This is a genomic window from Streptomyces sp. NPDC021080 (assembly GCF_044333225.1).
Lineage (GTDB): Bacteria > Actinomycetota > Actinomycetes > Streptomycetales > Streptomycetaceae > Streptomyces.
This window is the reverse complement of record NZ_JBIRQM010000020.1, coordinates 132,628-155,672: the sequence shown is the minus strand read 5'-3', so window position 1 is coordinate 155,672 and position 23,045 is coordinate 132,628. Positions and strand designations below refer to the sequence as shown.

Annotated in this window: 35 protein-coding genes; all 35 read left to right on the top strand. The window is 72.4% G+C overall.

What is annotated here, in order from left to right:
- The first annotated feature begins 203 nt into the window (after positions 1-203).
- The 35 genes from ACH4S8_RS38040 to ACH4S8_RS37870 all read left to right on the top strand — a co-directional run bounded on the left by ACH4S8_RS38040 (position 204) and on the right by ACH4S8_RS37870 (position 22,983).
- Positions 204-719: a hypothetical protein gene (locus ACH4S8_RS38040; protein ID WP_398402605.1), complete on the top strand. Its 516-nt coding sequence runs from the start codon at positions 204-206 to the stop codon at positions 717-719.
- Between the two features lie 109 nt (positions 720-828).
- Positions 829-1,443, top strand: coding sequence for a hypothetical protein (locus ACH4S8_RS38035; protein WP_398402603.1), 615 nt, complete (start codon positions 829-831; stop codon positions 1,441-1,443).
- Positions 1,444-1,555: 112 nt separating this feature from the next.
- A complete protein-coding gene (locus ACH4S8_RS38030; RefSeq protein WP_398402601.1) occupies positions 1,556-2,185 on the top strand; it encodes a hypothetical protein in 630 nt (209 codons plus the stop codon).
- Positions 2,182-2,562 (top strand): hypothetical protein, encoded by a 381-nt coding sequence (locus ACH4S8_RS38025; RefSeq protein WP_398402599.1) that lies wholly within the window; start codon positions 2,182-2,184, stop codon positions 2,560-2,562. The genes ACH4S8_RS38030 and ACH4S8_RS38025 overlap by 4 nt, the downstream gene beginning before the upstream one ends.
- Entirely contained in the window at positions 2,559-2,852 is a 294-nt protein-coding gene (locus tag ACH4S8_RS38020) for a hypothetical protein (protein WP_398402597.1), read from the top strand. The genes ACH4S8_RS38025 and ACH4S8_RS38020 overlap by 4 nt, the downstream gene beginning before the upstream one ends.
- The gene (locus tag ACH4S8_RS38015; RefSeq protein ID WP_398402595.1) at positions 2,849-3,088 is read left to right on the top strand and encodes a hypothetical protein; all 240 of its coding nucleotides are present in this window, start codon (positions 2,849-2,851) and stop codon (positions 3,086-3,088) included. Before ACH4S8_RS38020 ends, ACH4S8_RS38015 begins: the two co-directional genes overlap by 4 nt.
- A 133-nt stretch (positions 3,089-3,221) precedes the next feature.
- Positions 3,222-4,685, top strand: a complete 1,464-nt coding sequence (locus ACH4S8_RS38010; protein WP_398402593.1) for a hypothetical protein — start codon at positions 3,222-3,224, stop codon at positions 4,683-4,685.
- A 147-nt stretch (positions 4,686-4,832) separates the two neighbouring features.
- Entirely contained in the window at positions 4,833-6,488 is a 1,656-nt protein-coding gene (locus ACH4S8_RS38005) for a hypothetical protein (protein ID WP_398402591.1), read from the top strand.
- A gap of 142 nt (positions 6,489-6,630) precedes the next feature.
- The gene (locus tag ACH4S8_RS38000) at positions 6,631-6,987 is read left to right on the top strand and encodes a hypothetical protein (RefSeq protein WP_398402589.1); all 357 of its coding nucleotides are present in this window, start codon (positions 6,631-6,633) and stop codon (positions 6,985-6,987) included.
- A 195-nt stretch (positions 6,988-7,182) separates the two neighbouring features.
- Entirely contained in the window at positions 7,183-8,652 is a 1,470-nt protein-coding gene (locus ACH4S8_RS37995; protein ID WP_398402587.1) for a hypothetical protein, read from the top strand.
- 204 nt (positions 8,653-8,856) lie between these two features.
- A complete protein-coding gene (locus tag ACH4S8_RS37990) occupies positions 8,857-10,167 on the top strand; it encodes a hypothetical protein (RefSeq protein ID WP_398402585.1) in 1,311 nt (436 codons plus the stop codon).
- 98 nt (positions 10,168-10,265) lie between these two features.
- A complete protein-coding gene (locus ACH4S8_RS37985; RefSeq protein WP_398402583.1) occupies positions 10,266-10,751 on the top strand; it encodes a hypothetical protein in 486 nt (161 codons plus the stop codon).
- A gap of 85 nt (positions 10,752-10,836) precedes the next feature.
- On the top strand, positions 10,837-12,066 hold the full coding sequence (locus tag ACH4S8_RS37980) for a hypothetical protein (RefSeq protein WP_398402581.1): 1,230 nt from the start codon (positions 10,837-10,839) through the stop codon (positions 12,064-12,066).
- 104 nt (positions 12,067-12,170) lie between these two features.
- Positions 12,171-12,431, top strand: a complete 261-nt coding sequence (locus ACH4S8_RS37975) for a hypothetical protein (RefSeq protein ID WP_398402579.1) — start codon at positions 12,171-12,173, stop codon at positions 12,429-12,431.
- A gap of 91 nt (positions 12,432-12,522) precedes the next feature.
- Positions 12,523-13,617, top strand: coding sequence for a hypothetical protein (locus ACH4S8_RS37970; RefSeq protein ID WP_398402577.1), 1,095 nt, complete (start codon positions 12,523-12,525; stop codon positions 13,615-13,617).
- A gap of 89 nt (positions 13,618-13,706) precedes the next feature.
- Positions 13,707-14,081 (top strand): hypothetical protein, encoded by a 375-nt coding sequence (locus tag ACH4S8_RS37965; RefSeq protein ID WP_398402575.1) that lies wholly within the window; start codon positions 13,707-13,709, stop codon positions 14,079-14,081.
- Between the two features lie 16 nt (positions 14,082-14,097).
- On the top strand, positions 14,098-14,244 hold the full coding sequence (locus tag ACH4S8_RS37960; protein WP_398402573.1) for a hypothetical protein: 147 nt from the start codon (positions 14,098-14,100) through the stop codon (positions 14,242-14,244).
- A 26-nt stretch (positions 14,245-14,270) separates the two neighbouring features.
- Entirely contained in the window at positions 14,271-14,615 is a 345-nt protein-coding gene (locus ACH4S8_RS37955) for a hypothetical protein (RefSeq protein WP_398402571.1), read from the top strand.
- Between the two features lie 85 nt (positions 14,616-14,700).
- On the top strand, positions 14,701-15,048 hold the full coding sequence (locus tag ACH4S8_RS37950) for a hypothetical protein (RefSeq protein ID WP_398402569.1): 348 nt from the start codon (positions 14,701-14,703) through the stop codon (positions 15,046-15,048).
- Positions 15,049-15,057: 9 nt separating this feature from the next.
- Positions 15,058-15,342, top strand: coding sequence for a hypothetical protein (locus tag ACH4S8_RS37945; RefSeq protein WP_398402567.1), 285 nt, complete (start codon positions 15,058-15,060; stop codon positions 15,340-15,342).
- On the top strand, positions 15,339-15,797 hold the full coding sequence (locus ACH4S8_RS37940; protein ID WP_398402565.1) for a hypothetical protein: 459 nt from the start codon (positions 15,339-15,341) through the stop codon (positions 15,795-15,797). Before ACH4S8_RS37945 ends, ACH4S8_RS37940 begins: the two co-directional genes overlap by 4 nt.
- Entirely contained in the window at positions 15,794-15,985 is a 192-nt protein-coding gene (locus ACH4S8_RS37935; RefSeq protein WP_398402563.1) for a hypothetical protein, read from the top strand. The genes ACH4S8_RS37940 and ACH4S8_RS37935 overlap by 4 nt, the downstream gene beginning before the upstream one ends.
- A 74-nt stretch (positions 15,986-16,059) precedes the next feature.
- Positions 16,060-16,608 (top strand): hypothetical protein, encoded by a 549-nt coding sequence (locus ACH4S8_RS37930; protein WP_398402561.1) that lies wholly within the window; start codon positions 16,060-16,062, stop codon positions 16,606-16,608.
- Between the two features lie 11 nt (positions 16,609-16,619).
- Positions 16,620-17,147 carry a hypothetical protein gene (locus ACH4S8_RS37925; RefSeq protein WP_398402559.1) on the top strand — a complete coding sequence of 176 codons (528 nt, stop codon included), beginning with the start codon at positions 16,620-16,622 and terminating at the stop codon, positions 17,145-17,147.
- Positions 17,148-17,294: 147 nt separating this feature from the next.
- Complete coding sequence (locus ACH4S8_RS37920) at positions 17,295-17,978, top strand: hypothetical protein (RefSeq protein WP_398402557.1); 684 nt, start codon at positions 17,295-17,297, stop codon at positions 17,976-17,978.
- Positions 17,975-18,367, top strand: coding sequence for a hypothetical protein (locus ACH4S8_RS37915; protein ID WP_398402555.1), 393 nt, complete (start codon positions 17,975-17,977; stop codon positions 18,365-18,367). Before ACH4S8_RS37920 ends, ACH4S8_RS37915 begins: the two co-directional genes overlap by 4 nt.
- A gap of 42 nt (positions 18,368-18,409) precedes the next feature.
- Entirely contained in the window at positions 18,410-18,802 is a 393-nt protein-coding gene (locus ACH4S8_RS37910) for a hypothetical protein (RefSeq protein WP_398402553.1), read from the top strand.
- A gap of 2 nt (positions 18,803-18,804) precedes the next feature.
- A complete protein-coding gene (locus ACH4S8_RS37905) occupies positions 18,805-19,983 on the top strand; it encodes a hypothetical protein (RefSeq protein ID WP_398402551.1) in 1,179 nt (392 codons plus the stop codon).
- 1 nt (position 19,984) lies between these two features.
- The gene (locus ACH4S8_RS37900) at positions 19,985-20,485 is read left to right on the top strand and encodes a hypothetical protein (protein WP_398402549.1); all 501 of its coding nucleotides are present in this window, start codon (positions 19,985-19,987) and stop codon (positions 20,483-20,485) included.
- The gene (locus ACH4S8_RS37895; RefSeq protein WP_398402547.1) at positions 20,482-20,646 is read left to right on the top strand and encodes a hypothetical protein; all 165 of its coding nucleotides are present in this window, start codon (positions 20,482-20,484) and stop codon (positions 20,644-20,646) included. Before ACH4S8_RS37900 ends, ACH4S8_RS37895 begins: the two co-directional genes overlap by 4 nt.
- A 193-nt stretch (positions 20,647-20,839) precedes the next feature.
- A complete protein-coding gene (locus ACH4S8_RS37890) occupies positions 20,840-21,346 on the top strand; it encodes a hypothetical protein (protein ID WP_398402545.1) in 507 nt (168 codons plus the stop codon).
- A gap of 41 nt (positions 21,347-21,387) precedes the next feature.
- Positions 21,388-21,747, top strand: coding sequence for a hypothetical protein (locus ACH4S8_RS37885; protein WP_398402543.1), 360 nt, complete (start codon positions 21,388-21,390; stop codon positions 21,745-21,747).
- Between the two features lie 114 nt (positions 21,748-21,861).
- Positions 21,862-22,101 carry a hypothetical protein gene (locus tag ACH4S8_RS37880; RefSeq protein ID WP_398402541.1) on the top strand — a complete coding sequence of 80 codons (240 nt, stop codon included), beginning with the start codon at positions 21,862-21,864 and terminating at the stop codon, positions 22,099-22,101.
- A gap of 110 nt (positions 22,102-22,211) precedes the next feature.
- Positions 22,212-22,769, top strand: coding sequence for a hypothetical protein (locus ACH4S8_RS37875; protein WP_398402539.1), 558 nt, complete (start codon positions 22,212-22,214; stop codon positions 22,767-22,769).
- Positions 22,762-22,983 carry a hypothetical protein gene (locus tag ACH4S8_RS37870; RefSeq protein ID WP_398402537.1) on the top strand — a complete coding sequence of 74 codons (222 nt, stop codon included), beginning with the start codon at positions 22,762-22,764 and terminating at the stop codon, positions 22,981-22,983. The genes ACH4S8_RS37875 and ACH4S8_RS37870 overlap by 8 nt, the downstream gene beginning before the upstream one ends.
- Positions 22,984-23,045 lie beyond the last annotated feature (62 nt).

Here is a 23,045-nt window from a genome sequence, read left to right as displayed (position 1 = left end):
CCCGTCGAGGCCCGCCGCGCCGCCTTCCGCCGCCACAACCGCCGCCACACCTCCGAGACGGCCGCCAGCACCGAGGGCTGACAGCCCCTCGCGGGCCGCCGGGAACCCCTCGCCCGGCGGCCCGCCCCACCGGCTAGACAGCGCACTTTAAAGTGCGTAAGGTTGGCACCGCACCACCACCCGCCAAGACTTTGGAGAACGCTATGACGCGCACCACCGTCCCCACCTTCCGCCGCGAGTACGTTTTCGTCGGTACCACCGCCGCCGGTGAGCGCGTGCTCATGACGGGCGAGATCCGCCACGCGGACCAGACGAGCACGACCGTCACGCACGAGGACATCGAGGCCCCCGCGACGCTCTCCCTCACCTCCGACGTGTTCACCGGGAAGAAGAACATCGGCCGGAACCACGTGGTCTCCGGCGCGACCCTGGAGCACCTCGGCCGCATCACCCGGCCCGCCCCGGGCTTCACGCTGGAGGAGGCCCGCGAACTGCACGACCTCGGTAAGTGGCACCTGAACGACATGCGGCCCGCCTGCGCCCACATGGAGGTCCCCGAGGGCAAGACCGGAACCGAGCTGCTCGACATGGGCATCGTGTGCCTGGAGACCGGCTACAAGTGGGGGCACTCCTGGCTCGTCGAGCCCCTGCCCGCCGACGTCGAGGCCCGGTTCATCGAGCTGATGAGCAAGGGCGCCACCGAGATCGCCGACTTCTGAGCCCCACCGCCCCGGCCCCCGGCAGCCAGCCGGGGGCGCTGGTCCGAGCCGGGTTCGATGCCCGGCCGGGGCACTTACCACCACCCGCCACCACGACGAGGGGACACCCATGGCACGCCGCATGGAGATCGAGACCGCCGAGAGCATCCACGGCCGCATCACCGCCGCGCTCACCGAACTGACGGGCTGGCAGAACGACCGCCCGGACGTGGCCGACTACCGCGTCACCGAGGCGCTGCAGGCCCTGTGCCGCGCGCAGACCCTCCTCGGCCACCTGCGCGACGACCGTAACCCCGAGTGGGACACGGCCCGCGCGGCACTGGACAAGCGCAACGCGGAAGGGATGGCCGACGCCGTATGGGCCGACCTGCGCGACTGCGCGCGCGTGGCCGACGTCTCGCCGACCCGGGACAGCGACACCTACACCGAGCCGACCGAGTACGCATTCCACTACGCCAGCCGCGACGTGCGCCTGAGCCAGGACGAGTCCGGCGCCGTGCACGCGACGATCACCGCCGGGCCGGACACCGGCCGCGACTGGAGGTCGACCGACGGAGCCGAGGAAGCCGTCAAGGCCATGATCCGGGACCTGTACGGCAAGCCCTGCGCCGACGGCTACGGCACCGGCCGCGACTCCTGCCCCGGCTGCGACGCGAGCGCCGAGCAGTTCGAGGACCGCTACGCCGGACGCCTGGGCACCATGCCCGTCCACCCGCTTGCCTGAGCACCACCGCCCCGGCGCCCGCAGCCAGCGGGCGCACCGGTCCGAGGACGGGTTCGAGGCCCGCCCGGGGCACCCATCACCACCCACTACCACCGCCCACCAGGGGGAGACCGTGAACGTCCCGAAAACCGTCCGCACCTACGCCAAGGACGCCCACAAGCGCTACGCCACCGAGCTGCAGCAGATGCGCGAGCGGATCAACGAGCGCCCCGGCGACTTCACCGCCGACCGGTTCGTCGAGTACCAGGCCGCCCGGACGCTGCACTTCCTGTACGCCGAACCGCTCTCCCTGGACGACAACGGAGAGACGTCCTTCGACGATGAGAAGCTGATGGACCGCATCAACGACGCCCGCGCGACCGCGTGGCGCGCGCTGCGGACCCGGCAGCACTCCATGAGCGGTGTCGAGATCGTCATGCAGGACATCAGGCGAGAGGCCGTCAAGAAGTTCTTGAGCGACCTGGAGTTCATCGACCTGGAGGCGGAGCTGCAGGAGGCCGAGCCGCTCACCGGGCGCGCGCTCCTCGACACCCTGCGCGCCGCCGACCACTACCAGATCGTCAGGAGCGACGCGGACCCGGCCGCCCTCGGGCGAGAGCGCAGCATGTCGGCGAGCAGCGTCGTCCACCTCTTCAGCGTGGCCCTGGAACACACCGAGGGCGCCACCGTGACGGGCACCGCCGACCGCATCGAGTGCGGCGAGCTGGTCGCCCTGCGCGAGGGATCCGAGGCGACGCTGTGACCGTCCTGCCCCTGCCGTTCAAGCAGCTCCGCGACGCGGACCCCGGGTTCCGCCTGGACCCCGACGGCCGCGCTTCGTTCCTCGTCGACGACTACCGCGTCGATGTCCACGTGCGCTACACCACCGAGGACGACCGCGCCGACTACAGCGCGACGGGCGAGCACCCCGAGGTGCTCGTGTCGGCAAGCGTCGCCGTCGCCTACGTGGTCGTGGGACGCGCCTGGATGCTGTCCGAGTGGATCAACCCCTACAGCCTGCGGGACGCCGTCGCCTTCGTGATCCGCGAGGCCGTCGAGGGCGCCGAACGCAAGGTCGACGACATGGCGGCCGAGGTCGCCGAGAACCGCGCGAAGCGCAAGAAGGAGGCCCGCAAATGACCAACGAGGAGCCCGCCGCCGAGGATGGCACAGGGGAGCGCTGGACGCTCGCCTACGAGGCCGCCGGGAGCGACGACGCGGCGTGGGCGCTGCGCTACGGCACCGGCGCCGACACGGTCGTCTACGACGTGAACGCCACGCTCCCCGAGGACGACACGCACGCCGCCCGCGCCTGGGGCACGGCGACGCTGGCCCGGGCGCACGGCGTGACCGTGGCCCGCTGGGCACCGTACCTCCCCGGCCCGGGCACGGCGCCGGAGCACTGGACCGCCGAGGAGGCACGCAAGTGAGCACGGTCTACGTCGTCACCCACGGGAAGTGCGTCGAATCCGTCCGGCACGACGAGGACGCGGCGAAGCGTGACGCGCTCCGCGTCCTCGACCACGTCGAGATCGTCGAGCACGAGTGGCGAGAGACGATGCTGGCTGACGCCGAGCTGTACTACCGGCCCGCCCGGTCGGGCCGGTGGAACGCCAGCAACGTACGGATCACCGCCAAGACCCTCGCCGAGGAGGTGAGCGAGTGAGCGCGCACCCGAGACGGCCGAGGCGGCCGAAGAAGCCCCGCCGGTAGGGGTCTGATCATGGTGTCGGTCATGGAGTCTTGCAGCGCACTACGGAGTGCGCTAGGTTGGCACCCTGCCCGCCAAGGAGGACGCCATGACCGACACCAAGCTGATCATTAACTTCGAGACCACCGAGTGCAGCCGCTGCGGCGGCACGGGCCACCACCAGTACAACCAGATCACCGGAACCGTGTGCTTCCAGTGCCTGGGAACAAAGACGGTCCTGACCCGCCGGGGCCGCCTCGCCCGCGAGCGCTACGACGAGGCGATGGCGGCGCGCCTGGCGGTGCCGGTGGTCGACCTGCAGCCGGGCGACCTCGTGTGGGCGCACTACTCGACCTACTCCGGATACACCCCCGTCGACTCCCGTAAGGCGTGGCGCAGGGTCAAGGCCGTGGAGATCCAGGAGAACGGCGGCATCGGCCGTCACGTCCTGGACGCCGACGGCAACAAGACCGGTGAGATCATCTGGCACCCGAGCGTCCGCCTTGAGTTCGAGAGCACCCAGGGCGAGCGAGCGGTGAGCCGCAGCATGCCCGTCGAGGAACTGCGCGAGTGGACGGTGAACCGCCACGACGGCCCCGCGATCCGGGAGATCATGATCGCGACCGCGAAGCGCTACACCGGCGCGTGGCTGAACACCGAGGAGCCCCCGGCCCGCCCGGCCCCGCGCCTGCGCAAGAGCGCCGACGTCGAGACCCAGGAGCCCAAGGCGCTGCCCGCCAACAAGTTCGCCGGTGACTGCCGCCACTGCGGACAGCGCGTCGAGGAGCAGCAGGGCGAGCGCCTGCGCGTTGACGGCCGCTGGGCCGTTCAGCACAAGACGGGCGAGTGCCCCGAGCCCGCCCGGGCCGAGGAGCCCAAGGAGGCCCCCGTGCCCGCCAAGGACGGCGCCGTGCGCGTCGTGCTCACCCGGGCCAAGCTCTACCCCGAGGTGTCCCGGCCCGGCCCGGCGTGGACGTGGAGCTACTCGTACGCCATCGGCGGCGCCCCCGCCGTCGGCTACGGCCCGGGCCTGTCGTCCCTGCGGGACATGCTGCGCACGAAGTTCCGCGCCACGGGCGTGGAGATCGTGGAGGCGTGGAACACCCCCGCCCCCGCGCCCGCCGTGGAGGCGAAGCCCGCCCGGCCCGCCATGGTCAACAAGTTCGGCGGCTCGTGCCGTCTGTGCTCCGTGTGGGTCGAGGAGGGCAAGGGCGAGCGGCTGAACGTCGACGGCAAGTGGGTCACGCAGCACACCGGCGGCACGTGCCCCGAGAAGCCCGCGCCGCGCCCGGCCGTCGAGGAGCCGGGACTCTACCGCGCCCCGGGCGGCAGGCTGTACCGCGTCCGCGAGGGCGACGAGGGGCGCCTGTACTCCCGGGAGATCACGCGCACCGAGGCGGGCAACGTGCGCTTCGTGCGGGACCCCGGCTCGATCTCCCGCCTGTCCTCCGAGGACCGGCTGAGCGTCGAGGAGGCGGAGCGCATCAGCCAGGACTGGGACGTGTGCATGAACTGCGGCCGTGAGCTGACGGTGTCCCGGGGCATGGGGCCGGTCTGCCGCAAGCGCGTCTGACAGCAGGTCACCAGCGGGCCCGGGGATGTACCCCGGGCCCGCTTTCGTGTGCCCAAAAGATCTTGAGCGAACGGCTACCAACGCACTGTGCAGTGCGCTAGGGTGGGCCACCTACCCGCCAAGTAGACCGAGCCCAAGGAGCGCAGCGTGACGAACGCGAAGCTGTCCAAGACCATGATCGCCCTCATGACGCAGGCCCTCGACCGCCGCCTGCGCACCGCCGACGGCAACGCCTACCAGATCGACGTGGAGGGGCGCTGGAACACCGTTCAGGCCCTCGTCCGCCGGGGCATGGCCGTGATCGAGCCCCGGGAGATCATCGGCGCGTCCGGCGAGACCTTCCAGGCCACCGGCGCATGGCTCACCGCCGACGCCCTCACCTGCCTCACCCTCGCCGGGCTCATGCCCGCCGAGGCGCCCAAGACCTGCCCGTGCTGCGGCGTGCCGGAGGACGAGCCGTGCCGCGACGCGCTCCTCGACCTGATCGCCGAGGAGCCGTTCGCGGTCGAGGACGTCGAGCACCGCATGTACGTCGGCATCCTGCGCGACGACGCGAAGGACATGGGCCTCGTGGGCGCCGACAACGTCCGTGAGTCCATCAGGAACAACGCCCCGCGCGGCCAGCGCCCCACGCGCCTGGAGGACGGCACGGTGCGCGTCGACTACTCGTGGTTCGTCCCGCAGCGCCCCGCCGCCGAGGAGGCGCCCACGGGCAGCATGGCGGGCCTGCCGAGCGCCGGGGCCCAGCGGGCCACGAACGCGGCCCTCACGGCCGACTACCGCACCGAGGCGGCCGGGCTGCTCGGCACGGGCGAGCGCTGGGTGAAGCACATGCAGGTGTTCTCGAACCCCGAGACGGTCGAGGACATCGACCGCGAGAGCGCGCTCGACATGATCGTCATGGCGCTGCGCGCCCCCGTGGCGTGGTCCATCACCCCCTCCGTCACGGGCGGCCTGAACCTGGTCTCCCCGATCGGCGACACGGTGTACTGGATGGAGCCGGTCGCCGAGGAGCCCGTCGTGACCCGCGTGCCGGAGCACGAGGGGTACGACACCCTCGGCGACGGTGACCAGTGGGGCGAGGACTTCCACCTGCTGGTCAACGGCGAGCGTGTCGGCGGCTCGTACTTCTGCAGCGCCGACACGGTCCAGGACGGCGAGCGCTGGGCATCCTGGGGCCCGGCGGGCCTGAGCATGCGCCACGCCACCCGCGAGGCGGCCGAGGCGGTACAGGTGGCCGCGTGGAAGAACGGCGCCCCGGTCGCGGCCGACAAGCCCGCCCCGGCCGCCGAGGCGGTCGAGGAGGACGTGAAGCCGACCCGCGACACGGTCTACCTGTGCGCGCTGGCCGAGCAGGTGTCCGGCTACACCATGGAGGGCACGCACGTGCGCGCCGACTACGTCGGTGAGGCGATCCGCATGGCACGCCGGACGGACGCCGACTCGCTCGTCGCGTACGTCGGCACCCAGGGGATCATCCGCGTCCGCTCGATGCTGTTCATCCCCCTGGCCCTCGTGCCGACCGCCAAGGCGCCCGAGGCCAGCCTGAACGAGGGCAGCATCCTGGCCGCGTCGGAGGCGGCGGCCGTGGCCCTCGCAAAGACGCTGGTACCCCAGGGTGAGCGCGTCACGTCGCAGTACACCGACGGGAAGCGCTCGGAGACGTTCCCCGTGACGCGCGCCGACGCGGTGGGGGAGGCCGCAAGCCTGCTGCGGGGAGGCGCCCGCTACAGCTACGGCGACGGGGTCCTCGTGGTGCGCGTCACCGGCGGGCCCACGCTGCGCCTGACGCGCGCCGCCTAGTCGCCGGTCGCAAGGGGGCCCAGGAGCCCCCGCACGGCCCCCGGGGGCGCTGTCAGTGCCGAGAGGTACAACGGTGCCCCCGGGCGGTCGCAGCACATCGCACAGAGCCACACACGGACGCACGGACGAGAGAGAGCACATCATGGGCAACGGGTACTGGACGAGCACGGGTTACGGCTCGTGGTGCAACCACGGCGACTCGCACAACGTGAGCGTGGGCGCGACCGTCGCGGACGCGGTGACGAACGCTGACAGCGACTGGATCGAGCGCATGACGGCCACGGGCGGGTTCGCCAGGATCGAGGACGACTACCGCGCGGCGATCAATGAGAAGCTGCCGGACCGGGTGAGCCTGGCGGGCAACGACTTCTACGGGCCCGCGTACGAGGACGACTACACGTGGGCGCCGGGGACGCTGAACATGCGGGAGATCATCCAGGGCATCGACCTGGGGAAGATCATCGAGCGCCACGACGTCGACCTCGTGGTGACGTCGTGACGTCATAGGGCAGCAGCAGGACAGGGGGCGGGGCGGTCAGGGAGAGACTGCCCCGCCCTTTCCTGTGGGTCTGCACAGGAATGACCGGGAGACCTACCCCATAACTCGGGTAGGCGAAGGGATACCCAACGCACTGCGAAGTGCGCTACGTTGGACCTCTACCCGTCAAGCTAGGCACCACCCCAGGAGGACACCATGAGCGTCATCTACCGCGAGGCCGACGGCAGCACCACCGAGCACTACACGAGCGCAGTCCTCGTCTCGCGCGGTGAGCACAACCTGGCCCACGACTCGTACTTCTACGCGGTCGTCTGGAACGCCGAGACGCGGCAGGTCCAGGAAGTGGAGTACGGCTCGACGGCGTACCACTCGACGGGGCGCGCCGAGACGGACGCGACCCGCGAGGTGATCGCGCTGGCCGTGGAGCAGCGCGCGGCGGCGTACCTCGACTCCTGGGAGACCAAGCACAAGGCGACGGTGCGCAAGGGCATGGCGGCGACGGTGACGGTGCGCGGCGAGGGTGAGCTGGCGGGCACCGTGGAGTGGATCGGCGAGGCCCGGGCGCGCACGGCGTGGGAGGCCCGCTACGGCACGCCCACGGCCCGCTACGGCATCAAGGTGCCGGGGCGGGCGAAGTTCGTGTTCCGGGACCACGGCGCCAAGAGCCTGGAGGTAACGGTGCCCGGGTGGACCGAGGAGGAGCGGGCCGCGATGACGGTGCGTGCCGAGGACCGGGCGCGGCACGACTTCCGCGAGGCGCTGGCCGCTGCCGACAAGCGGGACCCGCTGCCCGCTGCCCCGGCGCCGGGGACGATCGTCAACGCGGCGCAGGCGGACGAGGACGGCATGCGGCTGTACGCGGTGGGCGAGTCGTTCTGCGAGGACAAGTGGGCGCAGAAGGTGGCGCGGGCGGTCGTCGACGAGTCGGTCGTGGAGTACGCGGTGACGGGGTCGCGGGCGGACGGCAGCCGGATGGCGCGGCGGACGGCGACGGTGTGGCAGGCGCTGGGGCACGTGGCGCGGTGGGCGGAGAACGACGGGACGCGGATCCTGCACGACGGTGCGGGCGCGGTGCGCATGGTGCGTGAGGACGGGGCGGTGCTGGTGCTGGTGCCCGTGGCGGTCGTGGGGGCGCTCGCCGGTGTCGACACGCGTGGCATGGCGGACAACGGCAGCCACGGGCGTATCTGGCGGTACGAGGGCACCCAGGTGCGGGTGTGGGCGGCCGAGGTGGACGGTGTGACGCGCTGGCACGTGGACGGCGCCGCCGGGGCCGAGGTGCTCGACACGCCGCACCCGCAGGACGCGTTCGATGAAGCTGCGGCGCAGCGCCCCGTGGAGGCCGTGAGCGTCCCGGAGAGCGCCCGGGGCACCGAGGCCGACCCGGAGTGGGTGGCGCGCCGTGACGGGGCGCTGGAGACGCTCCTGGGGCTCCTGGACGGGGGTGCGGGGCGGTACCGGCGGACGGTGCTGATCGAGGGGACGGAGGCGCGGGGGATGAGCGACACCATGCCGACGAGCGTGGCGTGGGAGTACCTGGCCGAGGAGGTGGCCGACGGGGGGACCGTGGAGCGGCTGGGCGGTGCGGGTGGTGTGGTGCTGACCAGGGCGAACGGGGCGCGGTTGGAGCTGCGGCCGGAGCGGGGGGTGCCGTTGGGTGGCTGACTTCATTGGGTAGGGCGTGCGGCTGCGGATTTCGTTGTTTTCCCCTAGGGGGCGAGCGACGGATTTCGTGGCCGTTCGTCGTTGTGGCTGCGGTTTTCGTTGTCTGGTGGGTTTTCTTGCCCCAAACGGCTGCCAACGCACTTGACAGTGCGCTAGGGTGGGGCACCTACCCGCCAAGATGAACACCGACCCGAGGAGCACCACATGAGCCACGAACTCCGCGCCTACAACGCCCAGGGCGAGCAGCTGTTCATCACCCCCGACGCCGACGGCCCCCAGTTCGAGAGCTTCGAGACGCTGGGCGAAGCGTTCGACCGCATGGAAGCGCTCAAGAGCGCGTACCGCTGGGACAGCGAGCGCGCTGGCTACGTCGCGGCCGACGGGTTCGTCCGCAACCGCATCGCGCGCTTCCGCTTCGACGACGAGGAGTGGACCCGGGCCCAGGTCGCCGCGTACGCCGTGAAGCGCGCCGCCCGCAAGGCCGCTCTCGCGGAGCGCCCGGCGGCCGAGGAGGAGCCCCAGCAGGCCCCGGCCGAGGAGGAGCGCAGCGAGGAGGCGGCGGCGCAGCGCGTGGCGGCCGTGGAGGACTGCGAGGCGCGCGCCGACTCCTACGAGCTGGCCGTGTCGGCGGTGCGCGGGTTCGTGCGTGAGCTGCCGGTGGGCGGGGCGCTGCTGGTGCGGACGGTGGACGGCACGCAGGCGCCGGTGAGCCGCGAGGACCTGCACGCCCTGGTGTACGACAACGCGGGCCCCCAGGCGCGGGCGGCGGCCGTGGTGCGGGTGCGGGAAGCGGTGCGGGTGCACGCGGTGCACGGTGCGCTCCCCGCGTACATGCTGTTCCCGTCGCGGGGGATGCGCCCGGTCCTGTACCTGCGGGCCCTGATGGCGGTCGTCAAGCGCTGCGAGGCCGTGAGCGCCCCCGTGGCGGCCGTGGAGCGCCCGGCGGCCCCCGTGGCCCCGGTCGCCGCTCCCAAGGCCGTGGAGGCGCCGCTGGAGCCCGTGACGGCCGAGTTCGCGACCATGGCCGACGCGGTGGCGTTCCTGGCGGGTCTCAAGATCGGCGAGCGCGTCCGGATCACCAAGGAAGGGCGGACCAACGACTACAGCGTGACCCGGACGGCGCGCCGCTCCGGTTCGCAGGGCACGGTGAACGTGACCGTGTCCGTGCGCCCGGGCGGCTACGCCTTCGAGGTCGCGGCCGACCACCTCGTCGCCAACCCCACGGGCGGCAAGGCGACGTGGTCCATGGGCGGCACCAAGATGATGCGCACCCCCGTGGAGGAGCCCGCCGTGGAGGCGCCCGTGGAGGAGCAGCGGTTCGACTGCTGCGGGTGCGTGTCGTGCTCGCAGGGGCGCGGCACGTGCCGCAAGGTGCCGTCCGGCCCGGCGTGGGGCGTGAAGCGCCCCGACAGCCGCGTGGTGGGGCCGTTCGCCCGGCACGCCGAGGCGCTGCGGTACGGGCGCAACGTGGCGGGCGGGGGTACGCCGGTGCCCCTGGAGCCCGTGAACGCCTGACAGCCTCACAGAGCGCCGGGGCCGCCCCCACCGGCCCCGGCGCCAGCAAGACCCCGCTACGCCCCGCACAAGCCCGTACAGCCCCCTTGGAGGACATCGTGAGCATCACCGGAACCGCCGCCTACGTGCTGACCATCCGCCCCGCCGACGGTGAGCCCGTGGTGCACGCCCCGGCGCCCGTGGCCGAGCTGCTCGACCTGATCACCGCGTACATGACGGAGCACTTCGGCGCGCTGCCCCCGGTGAACCTGCCGGGCTCCCTGGCGCACTCCCTGGCGGACGCGGTGCCGGGCACGGAGATCTACGACGCGGCGACCGGGGCCACCTTCCGGCTGGAGGCGTTCACCCACGACCCGTACGCGCCGACCCCGGGCCTGGACGCCGAGGGCCGGGTGTACGCGGTGGGGGACACCGTGGAGTCCGTGGGGCGTGCCCGGACCGGGGCGCGGCGGGGCATGGCGGCTGCGGTGGGCACGGTGACGGCCGTGGAGGACGGGCGGCCCGTGGTGCTGTTCAGCGCCGGGGACGAGGGGGAGTTCGACGTGCGGCCCGACCTGTTCAGGATCACGGCGCGCGCAGTCTGACAACAATTTCCCCGGGGCCACCCCAACGCACTGCGAAGTGCGCTAGGGTGGCCCCGATACGTTGATTCATAGCCTGGAGGACACCATGACGAACCCCACCGCCGCCGACCGGATCACCCTCCGGGTCCCCGCCACCGTCGCCCGCCTGTGGGACAACAACCACGCCGACCTGGGAGCCGCCCGCGACGCCCTGTCCCGCGACCTCGCCGCCGCCTGGGACAGCGGCACCGAGGGCGCCCGGGGCGCCTGGGTCTTCACCACCACCCGCGTCGTCGCCGAAGGGTTCCTCGCCATCCTCGCCGTCAACGCCGAGTCGGAGTTCGACGCCGACGGCGCCGACACCCAGGGCGCCCGCAACGCCCTGCGCTACGTCGCCAGCATGGAGCGCCAGGGCCTGGAGGCCCTCGCTGACACCACCTACCGCATGGCCGACCCCGCCGCCCAGGCCGCCCTCGAAGCCGACATCGCCCGCGACCGCACCGAGCGCGCCGCCGCCGCCGAGCGCGCCGCCGAGGAGGCCCCCCGCCGCGCCGCCTGGAACGCCCTCACCCGCGACGAGCGCCGCGAGCGCACCGCCACCGTCCTCGACGCCGCCGGAACCGTCCTCGGCTACCAGCGCCCCGCAGGCGCCCAGCACGTGGAGGCGGGCCGCATCCTGATCACCGTCCCCGACGGCCGACTGCACATGGGCGCCCAGCGCATGCGCGACAAGGAGGCCGCCCAGCCCGCCCTCGACGCCTCCCGCGACGCGCTCGCCGCCGCCGGATGGAAGATCACCGACCACGGCACCCATTTCTACGCCCAGGCCCCCCAGGCGCCCGCCGAGGGCCCCGTGTCCGTGTGGGCCACCACCGCCGACGGCGAGCGCATCGAGTTCGCCCACATCCCCAACGGGGACCCCGCCCGCGTCGCCGCGTTCCTCGCCGACGCCCGCAGCGCGGGCACGTTCACCGACGTCTCCACCCAGGAGCACGCCGAGGGCCCCAAGCTCACCGAGTGGGAGCGCGACCTGGTCGCCGCCCCCGAGCTGACCGTGGAGTGGACCCGCACCGTGCGCGGCCACCACAACGGCACCGTCACCGTCCCCGACGGCACCGCCTACAAGATCGCCCACGTCCCCGGCGGCACCTCCGCCGACCACATCGCCTACGCCCACACCGACGAGCACGGCATCCGCGAGCGCGTCGCCCGCACCTGGGGCCTGACCGCCCTCGTCGCCGCCGTCGCCGAGCACGCCGGGATCACCGGCACCGTCACCTACACCGAGACCGGCCGCGAGCGCCTGCGCCCCGTGGCCGCCCGCCGCAGCCGCTGACAGCCCCTCACAGCGCCGGGCACGCCCGAACCGTGCCCGGCGCCCACCCAGCCCCTCACAAGCCCTCACAGCGCCCGCCACGCCCCCTCGAAGGAGCCCCGCCCATGAGCAGCAAGCAGAGCCGCGCCGGTGAGATCGTCGCCGTCCGCCGCACCACCGAGCCCATCTACCAGGGCCACGCCCTCACCGGCCAGTACGTCTGGACCACCGCCACCGTCCGCATCATCGACGAGGGCCCCGAACACGGCCGTCTCGTGCAGGTGCACATGGACCCCGAGGAGGCCCTCACATGGGCGCAGCGCCTGATCGACGCCGCCGGGCAGACCCAGGACACGCGCGCCGACGTCGGCCACACCGAGGCCTAGCAGCCCCCAGGAGCGCCCCGCCCCTGCCCGGGGCGCCCCGCTTCCCCCCCCCGGCCCACCGCAGCCCGCCAGACACCCCCTGGAGCCCGCCATGACCGCCACCCGCGCCACCGCCCACGCCGCCACCGTCTCCCGCCTCCTCGGCCAGGCCCTCGACCACGGCCGCTACCGCCGCAGCCATGTCGCCGGGTTCACCGTCACCCAGCACGCCCCCGACGTCGTCGAGATCGAGTGGCACGGCAACACCGACGACCTCGACGGCGCGTTCCGCGCGATCACCGCCCGCCTCGACGGCCCCTACGACGTCACCCCCACCCAGGTCCGCCGGGGCAGCTACGCCGCGTTCCCCGTCACCGTCCTGCACATCACCCCCGGCACGCCCCTGGCCGCCGCCGACGGCACCGACGTCCCCGACGGCCACACCTACGCCCCCAGCTACGCCTACAGCGCCCCCTGGGACAGCCACACCCGCCACACCACCGCCGCCCAGGCCGCCGACGCCGTCCAGCGCACCCGCGACGGCCACGGCGCCGCCACCCTCGACCCCGCCACCGGCGTGATCACGCTCCACGTCGGCAAGACCCGCGAGGACCGCCACACCCTCACCCCCTCGACGCCCGCCCAGCTCGCCGCACACCGCGCAGAGCTGCAGCGCACTGCCGAGTGGCGCGCCGAGCAGGCCCGCACCACCGCCGCCGAGGCCGCCCGGCTGCGCGCCGCCCTCGACGACTGCCCGGCCGACGACCGCCACAGCCTCACCACCCGCCTGTACACCGCCGACAAGCGCGCCACCGGCGAGCACCAGGCCGCCACCGAGGCCGCCGCCGCCCTCGCCACCCTCGACCCGAAGGAGCCCGCCATGAACACCACGCCCGAGCCCGCCCGCCGACACATGAACATCGGCCCCCGCAGCGCACTGCGCGTCACCCGCAGCCGGGGCGGCAACGGCCTCCCCTCCGACGTCCACACCGAATGGACCCGCACCATCAACGGCCGCCGCATCACCTTCATCCACACCGCATGGCGCCACGGCAACGGGGTCACCCTCGCCGCCTACACCTTCGACGGCAGCGAGCGCCACCGCATCACCCTCCCGCGCCAGACCGAGCACGACCAGCACGGCCGCCCCACCACCCCCGACGGCGGTCACGACGAGTACCGGCGCAGCATGACCCGCCGCCCCTGACAGCCCCTCACAGCGCCCCGCAGCCCCCACCCGGCTGCGGGGCACCCCGAGCCCATGACAGACCCTCACAAGCCCGAGGAGCGCCACCCATGACCACCCCCGCAGAGGCCCTCGCCCACGTGCTGCAGGCGTACGCCGACGCACCCGACGACCGCCTGATGATCGAGGCCACGACCGGCATCCACGGCCCGGGAGTGCGCACCGGCCTGACCATGGGCGACCTGCGCGCCCTCGCCGACCAGCAGACCCCCGACCCCTGCGCCAACAGCGGACGCACCGTCAGCCGCTGGTACGCCCCGCACGGCTGGGACACGCCCGCCGCCGACATCCCCGACCCCGGCCCCTACGCCGACGGCGAGCACGTCACCTGCCCGCTGTGCCGCCGCGACGTCCCCGTCACCCCGCACGCCACCACCGAGCGCGAGACCGGCACGCAGTACGTCGCCCGCTACACCGACCACTGACCCAGGAGCCCGACCCATGCACACCGCCCGCACCACCGCCGAGAGCCCCGCCCACGACGTCTACGGAGGCGAGCCCGGCCACCCGCACGAGTGGACATGGACGCTCGCCGACGAGCACGGCCACATGGGCTTCACCTGCCCCTGCGGCGCCTTCCGCCCCTGACCGACCCACCGACAGGAGACCGACCCATGAACACCACCACCACGCCCGCCATCCTCACGCCGCTCGCCCCCGTCCCCGAGGGCTACCACCTCGTCGCCCTGGTCACCGTCCACGACGACGGCGAGATGAGCACCGACCTCGACGACAGCAAGGTCTCCAGCAGCATCACCGCCGCCGTCGACCGCATGGCCTGCGGACTGCGCGGCTCCGAGGTGTTCGCCGTCTGGGACTTCCCGCAGCGCCCCAACCCCGCCCAGGCCGCCGAGGAGGCCCGCGAGACCCGCCCCGCCCGCATCCTCGCCCACATCGGCAACGGCATCCTCGCCCAGCTCGCCGACGCCTACCGGCTCGACCTCGAAGTCACCGACTGACCCTGACCGCCCGGCTGCGCCCCGCCCCCGACCCGGACGGGGCGCAGCCGCCCACCACCCGCCGCACACCCCAGGAGCGCCCCTCATGACCAGCCGCAAGCCCACCGCCCAGGAGCACGTCTGGGACGGCAACGGCGTGTGCCAGACCCACGGCACGCACTGCTCGATGGCGCCCACCGAGCCACTCGTCCCCGACCCCGCCGCGCTGGCCCGTCAGGTCGCCCGCGCGATCTTCGCCCTGAAGTCCCCGGCACCAGCCGGGTCGGAGCACTACCGCTCCGGCTGGGACAACGGCCTTGAGGCCGCGATGGACGCCGCCCGCGACGCGGTGCTGAGCGCCCTCGACGGCGCCGCCTGCTGGCACACCGAGCCCGGCACCCCCTGCGACTGGAACGTCTGCCGCCAGCCCGAGCGCCGCACCCTCGACGCCTAGGAACGCCCCATGCCCTACGTCCTGCCCGCCGCGTTCGTCGACCACGTCGCCCTGTACGGCGAACCCGACCTCGCCGCCGCCTGCCACGCCGCACCCCTCGCCTACCTCACCAGCGACAGCTACCGCCGCGTGCAGCTCACCGTCGGGCAGGCCGCCCGCCTCCACGCCGTCGCCGAGACCCTCGTGGGCATCCCCGGCGACCCCCTCGACGCCGAGGCGCGCCAGACCCTGCGTACCCTCGCCCCCGCCGCCGCCCAGTGCGCCGACCACAAGCCCCAGGAGCCCACCTCATGACCGCCGCCCTCCCCGCCGACCCCGACGCGCCCGTCGCCGCCGTCTACCTCCGCCACCTCGCCCCCATCCTCACCAGCGACGACCTCTCCCGCCTCTTCCGCCTCCGCGCCTACGCCCAGGAGTGCGGCTACGCCGTGGACGCCGCCGTCACCGCCCACGACCCCGAGGGCTCCGTCTTCCCGCCCGTCACCTACCAGCTGCTGCGCCGCGCCCTCCAGGACGAGGACATCGACGCGATCGTCCTGTGGCACGACGACCTCGACGTGCCCGACATCCTCGCCCGGGCCGACATCACCGCCGCCGACCACGGGCACGTGTGGGTGACTGCCCTCGACGGCGACGACCGGCCCGCCCTCGACGCCGACGGCAGGACCTGGGAGCTGTGCGGCATCTGCGGCGACCCCCGCGACGGCGTGGTGCGCCCCTCGACCGCCGCCGTCAAGGAGACCCGATGACGAGCCGTGAGGACATCGCCGCCATGCGCGCCCTCGCCGACAGCCGCGAGGACACCTACCGCGCCCACTTCGACGGCTGCCGGAACTGCCCGGCCAGCCCCACCGGTGAGTGCGCCCGGGCCCAGGAGCTGTACGCGGCCTGGATCACCGCCCGGGAGCTGCCCGCCTTCCGCTGCCTGCCCGACTAGTCTCGCCCCGGGGGCGCGCCCGCCAGCGTCCCCGGTTCAGCTGACCCGCCACAGCGATGAAGGAGAACCCACCCATGAGCAACCCCCAGCCGCCCGAGCCCGCCGGGATCCGGCGCACGCCGCTGCGCACCACGGTCCGGTACGGGATCGCGGGCGCGCCGCTGCTGACCGCGGAGCAGCTCCGCGACGGCAGTTACGGCCCGGGCACCGGGATCGAGCCCTCCGTGATCGAGATCCGCTACAGCAGCGCCCGCGAGGGTGTCGAGGCGTCCGTGAGCGTGACGGTCACCGGGTCGTGGACGTCCGAGGGTGAGCCGGAACGCCCGGCGCGGGAGGTGGAGACGCGGTTCGAGGGCGACAGGGACCAGTGGCCCCGCTGGGTGCGCCTGGAGGTGCGCCTGAGCGACCCGGCGTGCCAGCACCTGTACGTGCCAGCCGACGACTTCCGGCCCGGCGACCTGATCCACGTCGGCTCCGAGGAGTGGCCGGTCGTCGAGGCCCGCACGGTCACGCGTGACCAGTACAGCTCGGTCACGGTGAACGCCGGTGCGAGCGACCAGCTCGACGGCAGGGTGTGGCAGCACGCGTACGTCACCCGCAAGACCGTCCAGGCGCGCCGGTGAACGAGCCCTGCATGGAGAGCCTGTTCGCGCACGGCAGGACCGTCCTGTGCGAGAAGCGCGCCGACCACGTGGGCGTGAAGATGCCCGATGCCCGCTGGCACGAGGGTCCGGGCGGTGTCCGCTGGCCCGCCGCGCCGCGCTTCTCGTTCCTGCCGAACGACGGCCCTCGCTGGACCGGGCCCGACTCCGGGTTCGACATGATCGGCTCCCTCGACGAGGAGCCCGTCCCGTGCGGGCCGACCGTGCGGGCCATGCTCCTGGCCTGCGCGCTGGTCTCGGCCGAGGCGGACCCCGACGGCACCCCCGAGTCGTGGGGCACGGCCGCCGTCATGCGTGAGCGGTTCGCGTCCGGCACACCCCGCCTGTCGCCCGACGAGACCCGCGCGTTCGCCGACCTCGTGTACCTGCACGCCATCTCCGACTACCGGGAGATCGCGCTGCGGGCGCTCGGGTACCTGTCGGCCGTCAGCGGTATCCCGGGCCGACAGTGCGACCGGTGCGTCCGGCGCCTGCACCACCGTGGCGCCTGCCGCGCCTGACATTCCCGAAAGCCACCCCAACGCACTCCGCAGTGCGCTAGGGTGGCTTTCGTTACCCGCCACACAGCATGGAGCCCGCCACCATGAACGAACCCGTGCGCACCGCCAGCGCATCCTCCCCGTCGAGCACCAGGAAGCGATGGCCCGATGCCTGACGACATGAGCATCATGTTCGCCGCGCTGTCCGCCGTGTTCGACGAGGTCGCCGCAGCGAAGGCAGAGGCCAAGGCGGCGCACTTCAACAGCCCCGCCGCGAGGGCCGCGCGCTCCGCGCGTTCACAAAAGGCTGCGGCCACCATGCGCGCCCGCCGCGAGGCCCAGCGGGCGCAGGAGGAGCTGGAGAACGAGCTGGAAGCCCGGCGCGCTGTCGGCCCCGTCTGCGACGCTTTCGGCATCATCCCGCTGCCCAGCGGACCGCACGAGACCAACTGCGCCCGGTCACCCCACCTGCACGGCGATCACGAGGACATCGACGGCAACGCCTGGCCGTCCTACGAAGGAGAGTTCGACGAGATGCTGACCCTGACAACCGACGACCTGCGCCAGCTGCTGGCGAGCCAGGCCCTGGAGCCGGTGCTGTACATCGTCCGCGACGAGGACACCGGCGAGGCGATCCGGGTGGAGGTCGGGCCGCAGGCCTACGCGCCCCACGACGACATCGTCGGCCACCGGCACGAGCTGGTCGATGACCTCGGCGGCCCCGACCACCCCGACGGCGTGACCAAGGACGCGCTGGAGCACCTGGTGGAGGGCTGGCAGAACGCCCTCGAAGACGTCCTGCAGGCCGAGGGCGACGGCCCGGACGGCGTGTACAACGGCGAGGTCCGGTGACGGTCTACGACCGGCTCGTCCTGCCGTACGCGGAGCAGAAGGCCCAGGGGCTCAAGCCCAGGGGTGTGTGCTCCGGGTGCGGGCGGGACGCGGCCCTGCTCGCCGACAACACCATCCGCCCGCACAGCGAGCCGAAGTACGGCCCGTACACGGGCCGTACGACCACCGGCAAGCCTTGCTCCGGCAACAGGAAGCGCACCAGGAACCTGGCCACTCTCCGGGTCGCGGCGCCGCTGACCGAGCCGGAGGCCAGGCTCGTCCGCGAGGCCCTCGGCAAGGCGCTGAACGACCCGGCGCTGAACTTCATGTACGACCGCGACGGACTCGACCTGCTGGCCAGCGCGCTGGCCAAGCTCGCCGACCCCGCCAACGAGACAGAGACCTCCTGACTTTCCGATGCCCCTACCCAACGCACTTAAAAGTGCGCTAGGGTGGGGGCATCGCCCGCCAAGAGCAACTGGGAGAACACCACCATGGCCATCGGCCGCATCACCGAAGAGTACGAGCCCCGCGAGGACAAGCTGCCGGAGTGGGCGCAGCGCAAGCTCGGCCTGCTGCGCCAGCTGCTCGCCGACGAGCGCAAGGCCAGCGCCGCGCTGCGCGGGGACATCGAGCACACCGACACCCTCATCCGGCACCACGAGATCCGCCCGGACCACCTGCTCCCGGCGGGCTCGGAGATCACCTTCGTGCCCGACCTCTCCTTCCCGCACAGGGCGATCGACTGCAAGCTGCGCGACGGCTGGCTGGAGATCTACGGCGAGAGGGCCATCGTCGTCCGGCCCCGCCAGAACAACGGCCTCTCCGTCGGTCTGGAAGGCTGATCATGACCGACGAGCCGATCTACTACCGCGTCCACGGCGACACCGACCTCTCCGACTACCTGAACGGGTTCAACGACGACGAGGTGGTCTACGCCATCACGGACAAGGCCGTCGACCCGATGGACACCGGGGATGACTGGTACGCCGAGGAGGCTGCCCGCGCCAGCAAGGACGAGCACACCGTCTGGGCCAAGGCGTACGAGACGTTCACCAGCGAGGTGAACCGCGCCACCAGCAACCTGGAGGCGGCCCGCGCCGCGTGGGAGAAGGCCCAGGCCGTTCACAGCGCCGCCCTGGAGGACGCCTGGAACGACTACGCCCCCACGGACACGGCCGTCACGGCGCGCCGCGACGAGGTCCGGGAGATGCGCAGGGAGGCCGAGAAGGAAAAGGTCCAGGTCGAGATCCGCGCCGCCCAGGAGGCGCAGGACCGCGAGGACGCCGAACTCGGGCCGCGTACCTGGGTGGCCTTCCACCCCAACTTGCGCTCCCACAAGGTCTCCCCGGACATGATGGTGCCGGTCATCCACGTGGCTGGCTGCAAGGTCACCAAGGGGGGCGAACACCTCCCCTACGGCAACGAGTACCGGTACGAGCGCAAGCCCGAGGTCGAGGGGACACTGCTGGCCGGGGCTCCCCGGTACGAGCGCGGGCGGGCGACTTCCGACCGGCTGCCGACGAAGCTGTGCGGCCGGTGCAAGCCTCACTCGTCCCTGCACGCGGCGCTCGGCGAGGTCTACGAGGGGTGGCTGGCCGGAGTGGAGTCCATCCAGGAGCCGATGCCCACGACGGCGGGCGTCCCCGCCGCGCTGAAGCTCTCGGACGAGTGGTGCAGCCGCACCTCGCCCGGCTTCACCGTCCAGAGCGCCAAGTACTACCTCGAAGAGAAGCTGGTCGAGCCGTACGAGGTGATGATCAGTTGGATCCTGCCGGACGCCAAGACCGTGACGGCCAACCCCGAGAAGCTGGCCTACCTGGAGCAGGTGCTGCCGGGGCGCGGGTTCGCCGTCCGCCGGGTGCAGGAGCCCAAGATCTACCGCAACCCCGACGGCACCATGTGCGAGACGGCCGTGGTGGTGCGCCGCATGACGAAGGCCGAGATCCGTCAGCGCAAGCAGGACGCCGCCGAGACCGCCCGCTTCCAGACCGCTCCGCAGGCCCCGCAGAACCTGGAGAACTGACGTGGCGAACGAGTTGTACCGCGCGCTCGTCAACGAGGTCGCCGAGGACCGGAGCTACAGCCTCGACGACCTGGTGGCCCTGCCGGAGGACGGTCTCGGTGACCGGCTGCCGACCGGCGACCGGGCGCTGCGAGGCCAGACCCGCCTGCTCATCAAGTCCATGGTCGACATCGCGCGCACCGAGCGCAGAAACCACGAGTACGCCGTCCTCCTGCGCGCCGTGCCGTGGTGCAACAGCCGGGCAAAGGCCAGGCGGGCCACGGACCGCCTCCTGGCAATCGCCGAGTGGGCGTCCGAGGCGGACGGCGAGGAGGCCGGTTCCTGCTGGAGTTCGGCCGCCGAGGTCGCCTCGTGGCTGACGGAGGACTACAACGGCTACCCGCACCGCGCCTCGTACGCGGACCTGGCCGGTTGGTACGTCGACGCGCTGCGCTGTGTCGGCTGGGACGAGCGGCTCTTCCGTGAGCTGCTGGCGGCCCTCGAACCGAAGGCCGACGAGTGAGGGTGCTGCCGCCCGAGGAGTACCGGGTCTATGTTCGCGGGCTGGCGGAGGACTACTTCGCCGCCCTCGGGCAGGGCCCGGCCCGGGAGAAGGAAGAGGCCGGTCCCCCGCCGACCGGCCAGGTCGTCCAGCAGGTCGAGCGCGAGCCCAACAGCGCCTGAACCAGGGCAAGTTGATCAAATAGACAGCGCACTGTGCAGTGCGCTAGCTTGGGGTCGCCCGCCAGCCCCCACACTCCCCCCACACGCCTGTCCCCGCCTGTTCGTGAGGCCTCGGGGTCATTCCAGGGACAGTGCGCCATGCGCGCCACCACCACGGCGTCGCAGCAGTGAATACCCGCCAAGGAGAACAACGATGGTGACCCGCCACACCGATGACCAGTCCGACGGCCAGAGCGCCGCGAGGACGCCGCTCTACAGGCGCAGGGCGTTCTGGGGCGGCATGGCTGTCCTCTTCGCCTTCGGCATGATCGCCAACGGGCTGCAGGAGAAGCCGAGCGCGGAGCAGGCCAGCCCGTCGGGCCGCGTCACGCTGACGCCGCCCCCGTCGGGCACGCCCTCCGACCGGCAGAGCGAGAAGGTCGCCGAGGTGTCCCAGTCGGCGAAGGCCTCCGCGAAGGCGAAGGCCGAGGAGGAGCTGAGCGTCTCGGTGGTGCCGAGCGTCGTCGGCATGACCAACGCCGAGGCGATCCGCGCCCTGCACAGGGCGGGCTTCATGGCCAACGAGGAGGACGCCTCCGGCCGGGGCCGCTGGAGCCTCGACAACGACAACTGGACGGTGTGCAGCCAGGACCCCGGCCCGGGCAAGTCGGACGCGGTGCGCGTCGCGATCTACTCCGTCAAGGGCGACGAGTTCTGCTGACCGGCAACACCCGCCACCACATCCCAGGGGGGATCCCGCACGTGAAGAAGAACACCCGCCTCGCCGTCCTGCTCCCGGCCGCTGCGCTGGCCGCGCTGCTGTTCACCGGCTGCGACGACGGCAGCAGCGACCCGAGCAGCACGATGAACCAGCAGGGCGCGGCCGTGGCGTGCCAGCAGTTCGTCGAGAAGCAGCTGGACCAGCCGAAGATGGACTTCTCGGGCGTGACGGCGACGCACATCAGTGTCGTCAGCACGAAGAAGCCGTGGACGTACACGGTCAGGGCCTTCGTGGACACCCAGAACCTCCTCGGCGGCCCGCTGCGCGAGCGCTACCACTGCACGGTGTCCACGAGGGACGCCGACACCTGGACGCTCCAGGACCTGACGTTCGACGACTGACGTCACGACGTCACCTCGCGGATTTCACGAACCCCACCCCAACGCACTACATAGTGCGCTAGGGTGGGGTTCGTTGCTTTGGCCTCTTGACCCGCCACGAGAGGAATTCCACCCATGTCCGAGCAGTCCGAGATCACCGTCGTCCGCCTCGGCGGCACGATCCGCCTCGTCCACGAGCGCCGCGACGGCGGCCGTCTGGAGATGAGCCTGACCCAGGGCGAGACGCGCTCCAGCAGTATCTACGCCGTCACGGATCCGGCTGGCCGCCTGCACGCCGTGTCCGCCCGCTCCTGGGCGAACCAGGGGCCCGAACCGGAGCTGGCCCGCCGTATGCGGACCGCGCTCCAGGCCTGACTACTCTGCGCACGCCACAGTGCGCGAGATTGGACCTGCATCAGGTCCTGGACGTATTCTTCCTGTCCGTCAGGAGACCGCCACCCCGACCCGCACCAGGAGACCACCCGATGAGGAAGTCACAGATCGAGTCCGGCATGATCTACGCCGTCAATGGCGCCGACCGCGTCGTCGTCCCCTCGCTGGTGATCAGCAGCACCCTGTGGGACCGGGCGTTCGAGAACGGCAGGGCGACCTTCCAGCCCTCCCCGCCGGGGGCGCGCTGGGCGGCCTCCATCGACTGGGACGCAGGGTCGCGCCGGGGCATCCTGGTGGTGCTGCCGCGACCGGGCAGGAGGCGCGCCCCGGATGAGGTCATCCCCGAGCTGGAGGCCCTGGCCAAGTCGACTCCGGTCCTGGACGTGCCCCACTACGAGTCCGTCGTCGCGGAGCTGCAGGCCAAGGTCCTGGCCCCCTTCGTCCTCGACGTCATCCGCGACTCGCGGATCATCATGCCCTGGGGGGACTACGTGACCGGCGAAGGCCTCCACCCCTGCCCGGGCGAGAACTGCAGCGCGCGCGTCGCCCTGAACGCCACCGATAAGCTCCGGGCCCACGCGAACGACAGCGGAGCGCCCTGCATCCGCTCCAACACCCTCCTGACCGAAGAGGAGCGCACCAGTGAGTGACGACAGCTACACGGACTTCACCTCCGCCGACCACATCGAGGAGGGGCAGCGGCTCCTGGGAAGGGCCCTCGGCAAGAGCGTCACGCCGGAGGGCCAGGCCCTGCTCATCGCGGAGGCGCACGCTCACTTCGCCGCTGCTCAGGCCATCAACGGCCTGCCCGCCTTGGAGGCCAGATCGTACGACGTCCTGAGCGCCGGGGTGGAGAAGGGGTGACATTGCCCACCGGGCTGTCCGGGGGCCCTCGCGGTCCCCGGCGCCTACAATCCCCTTGAGAT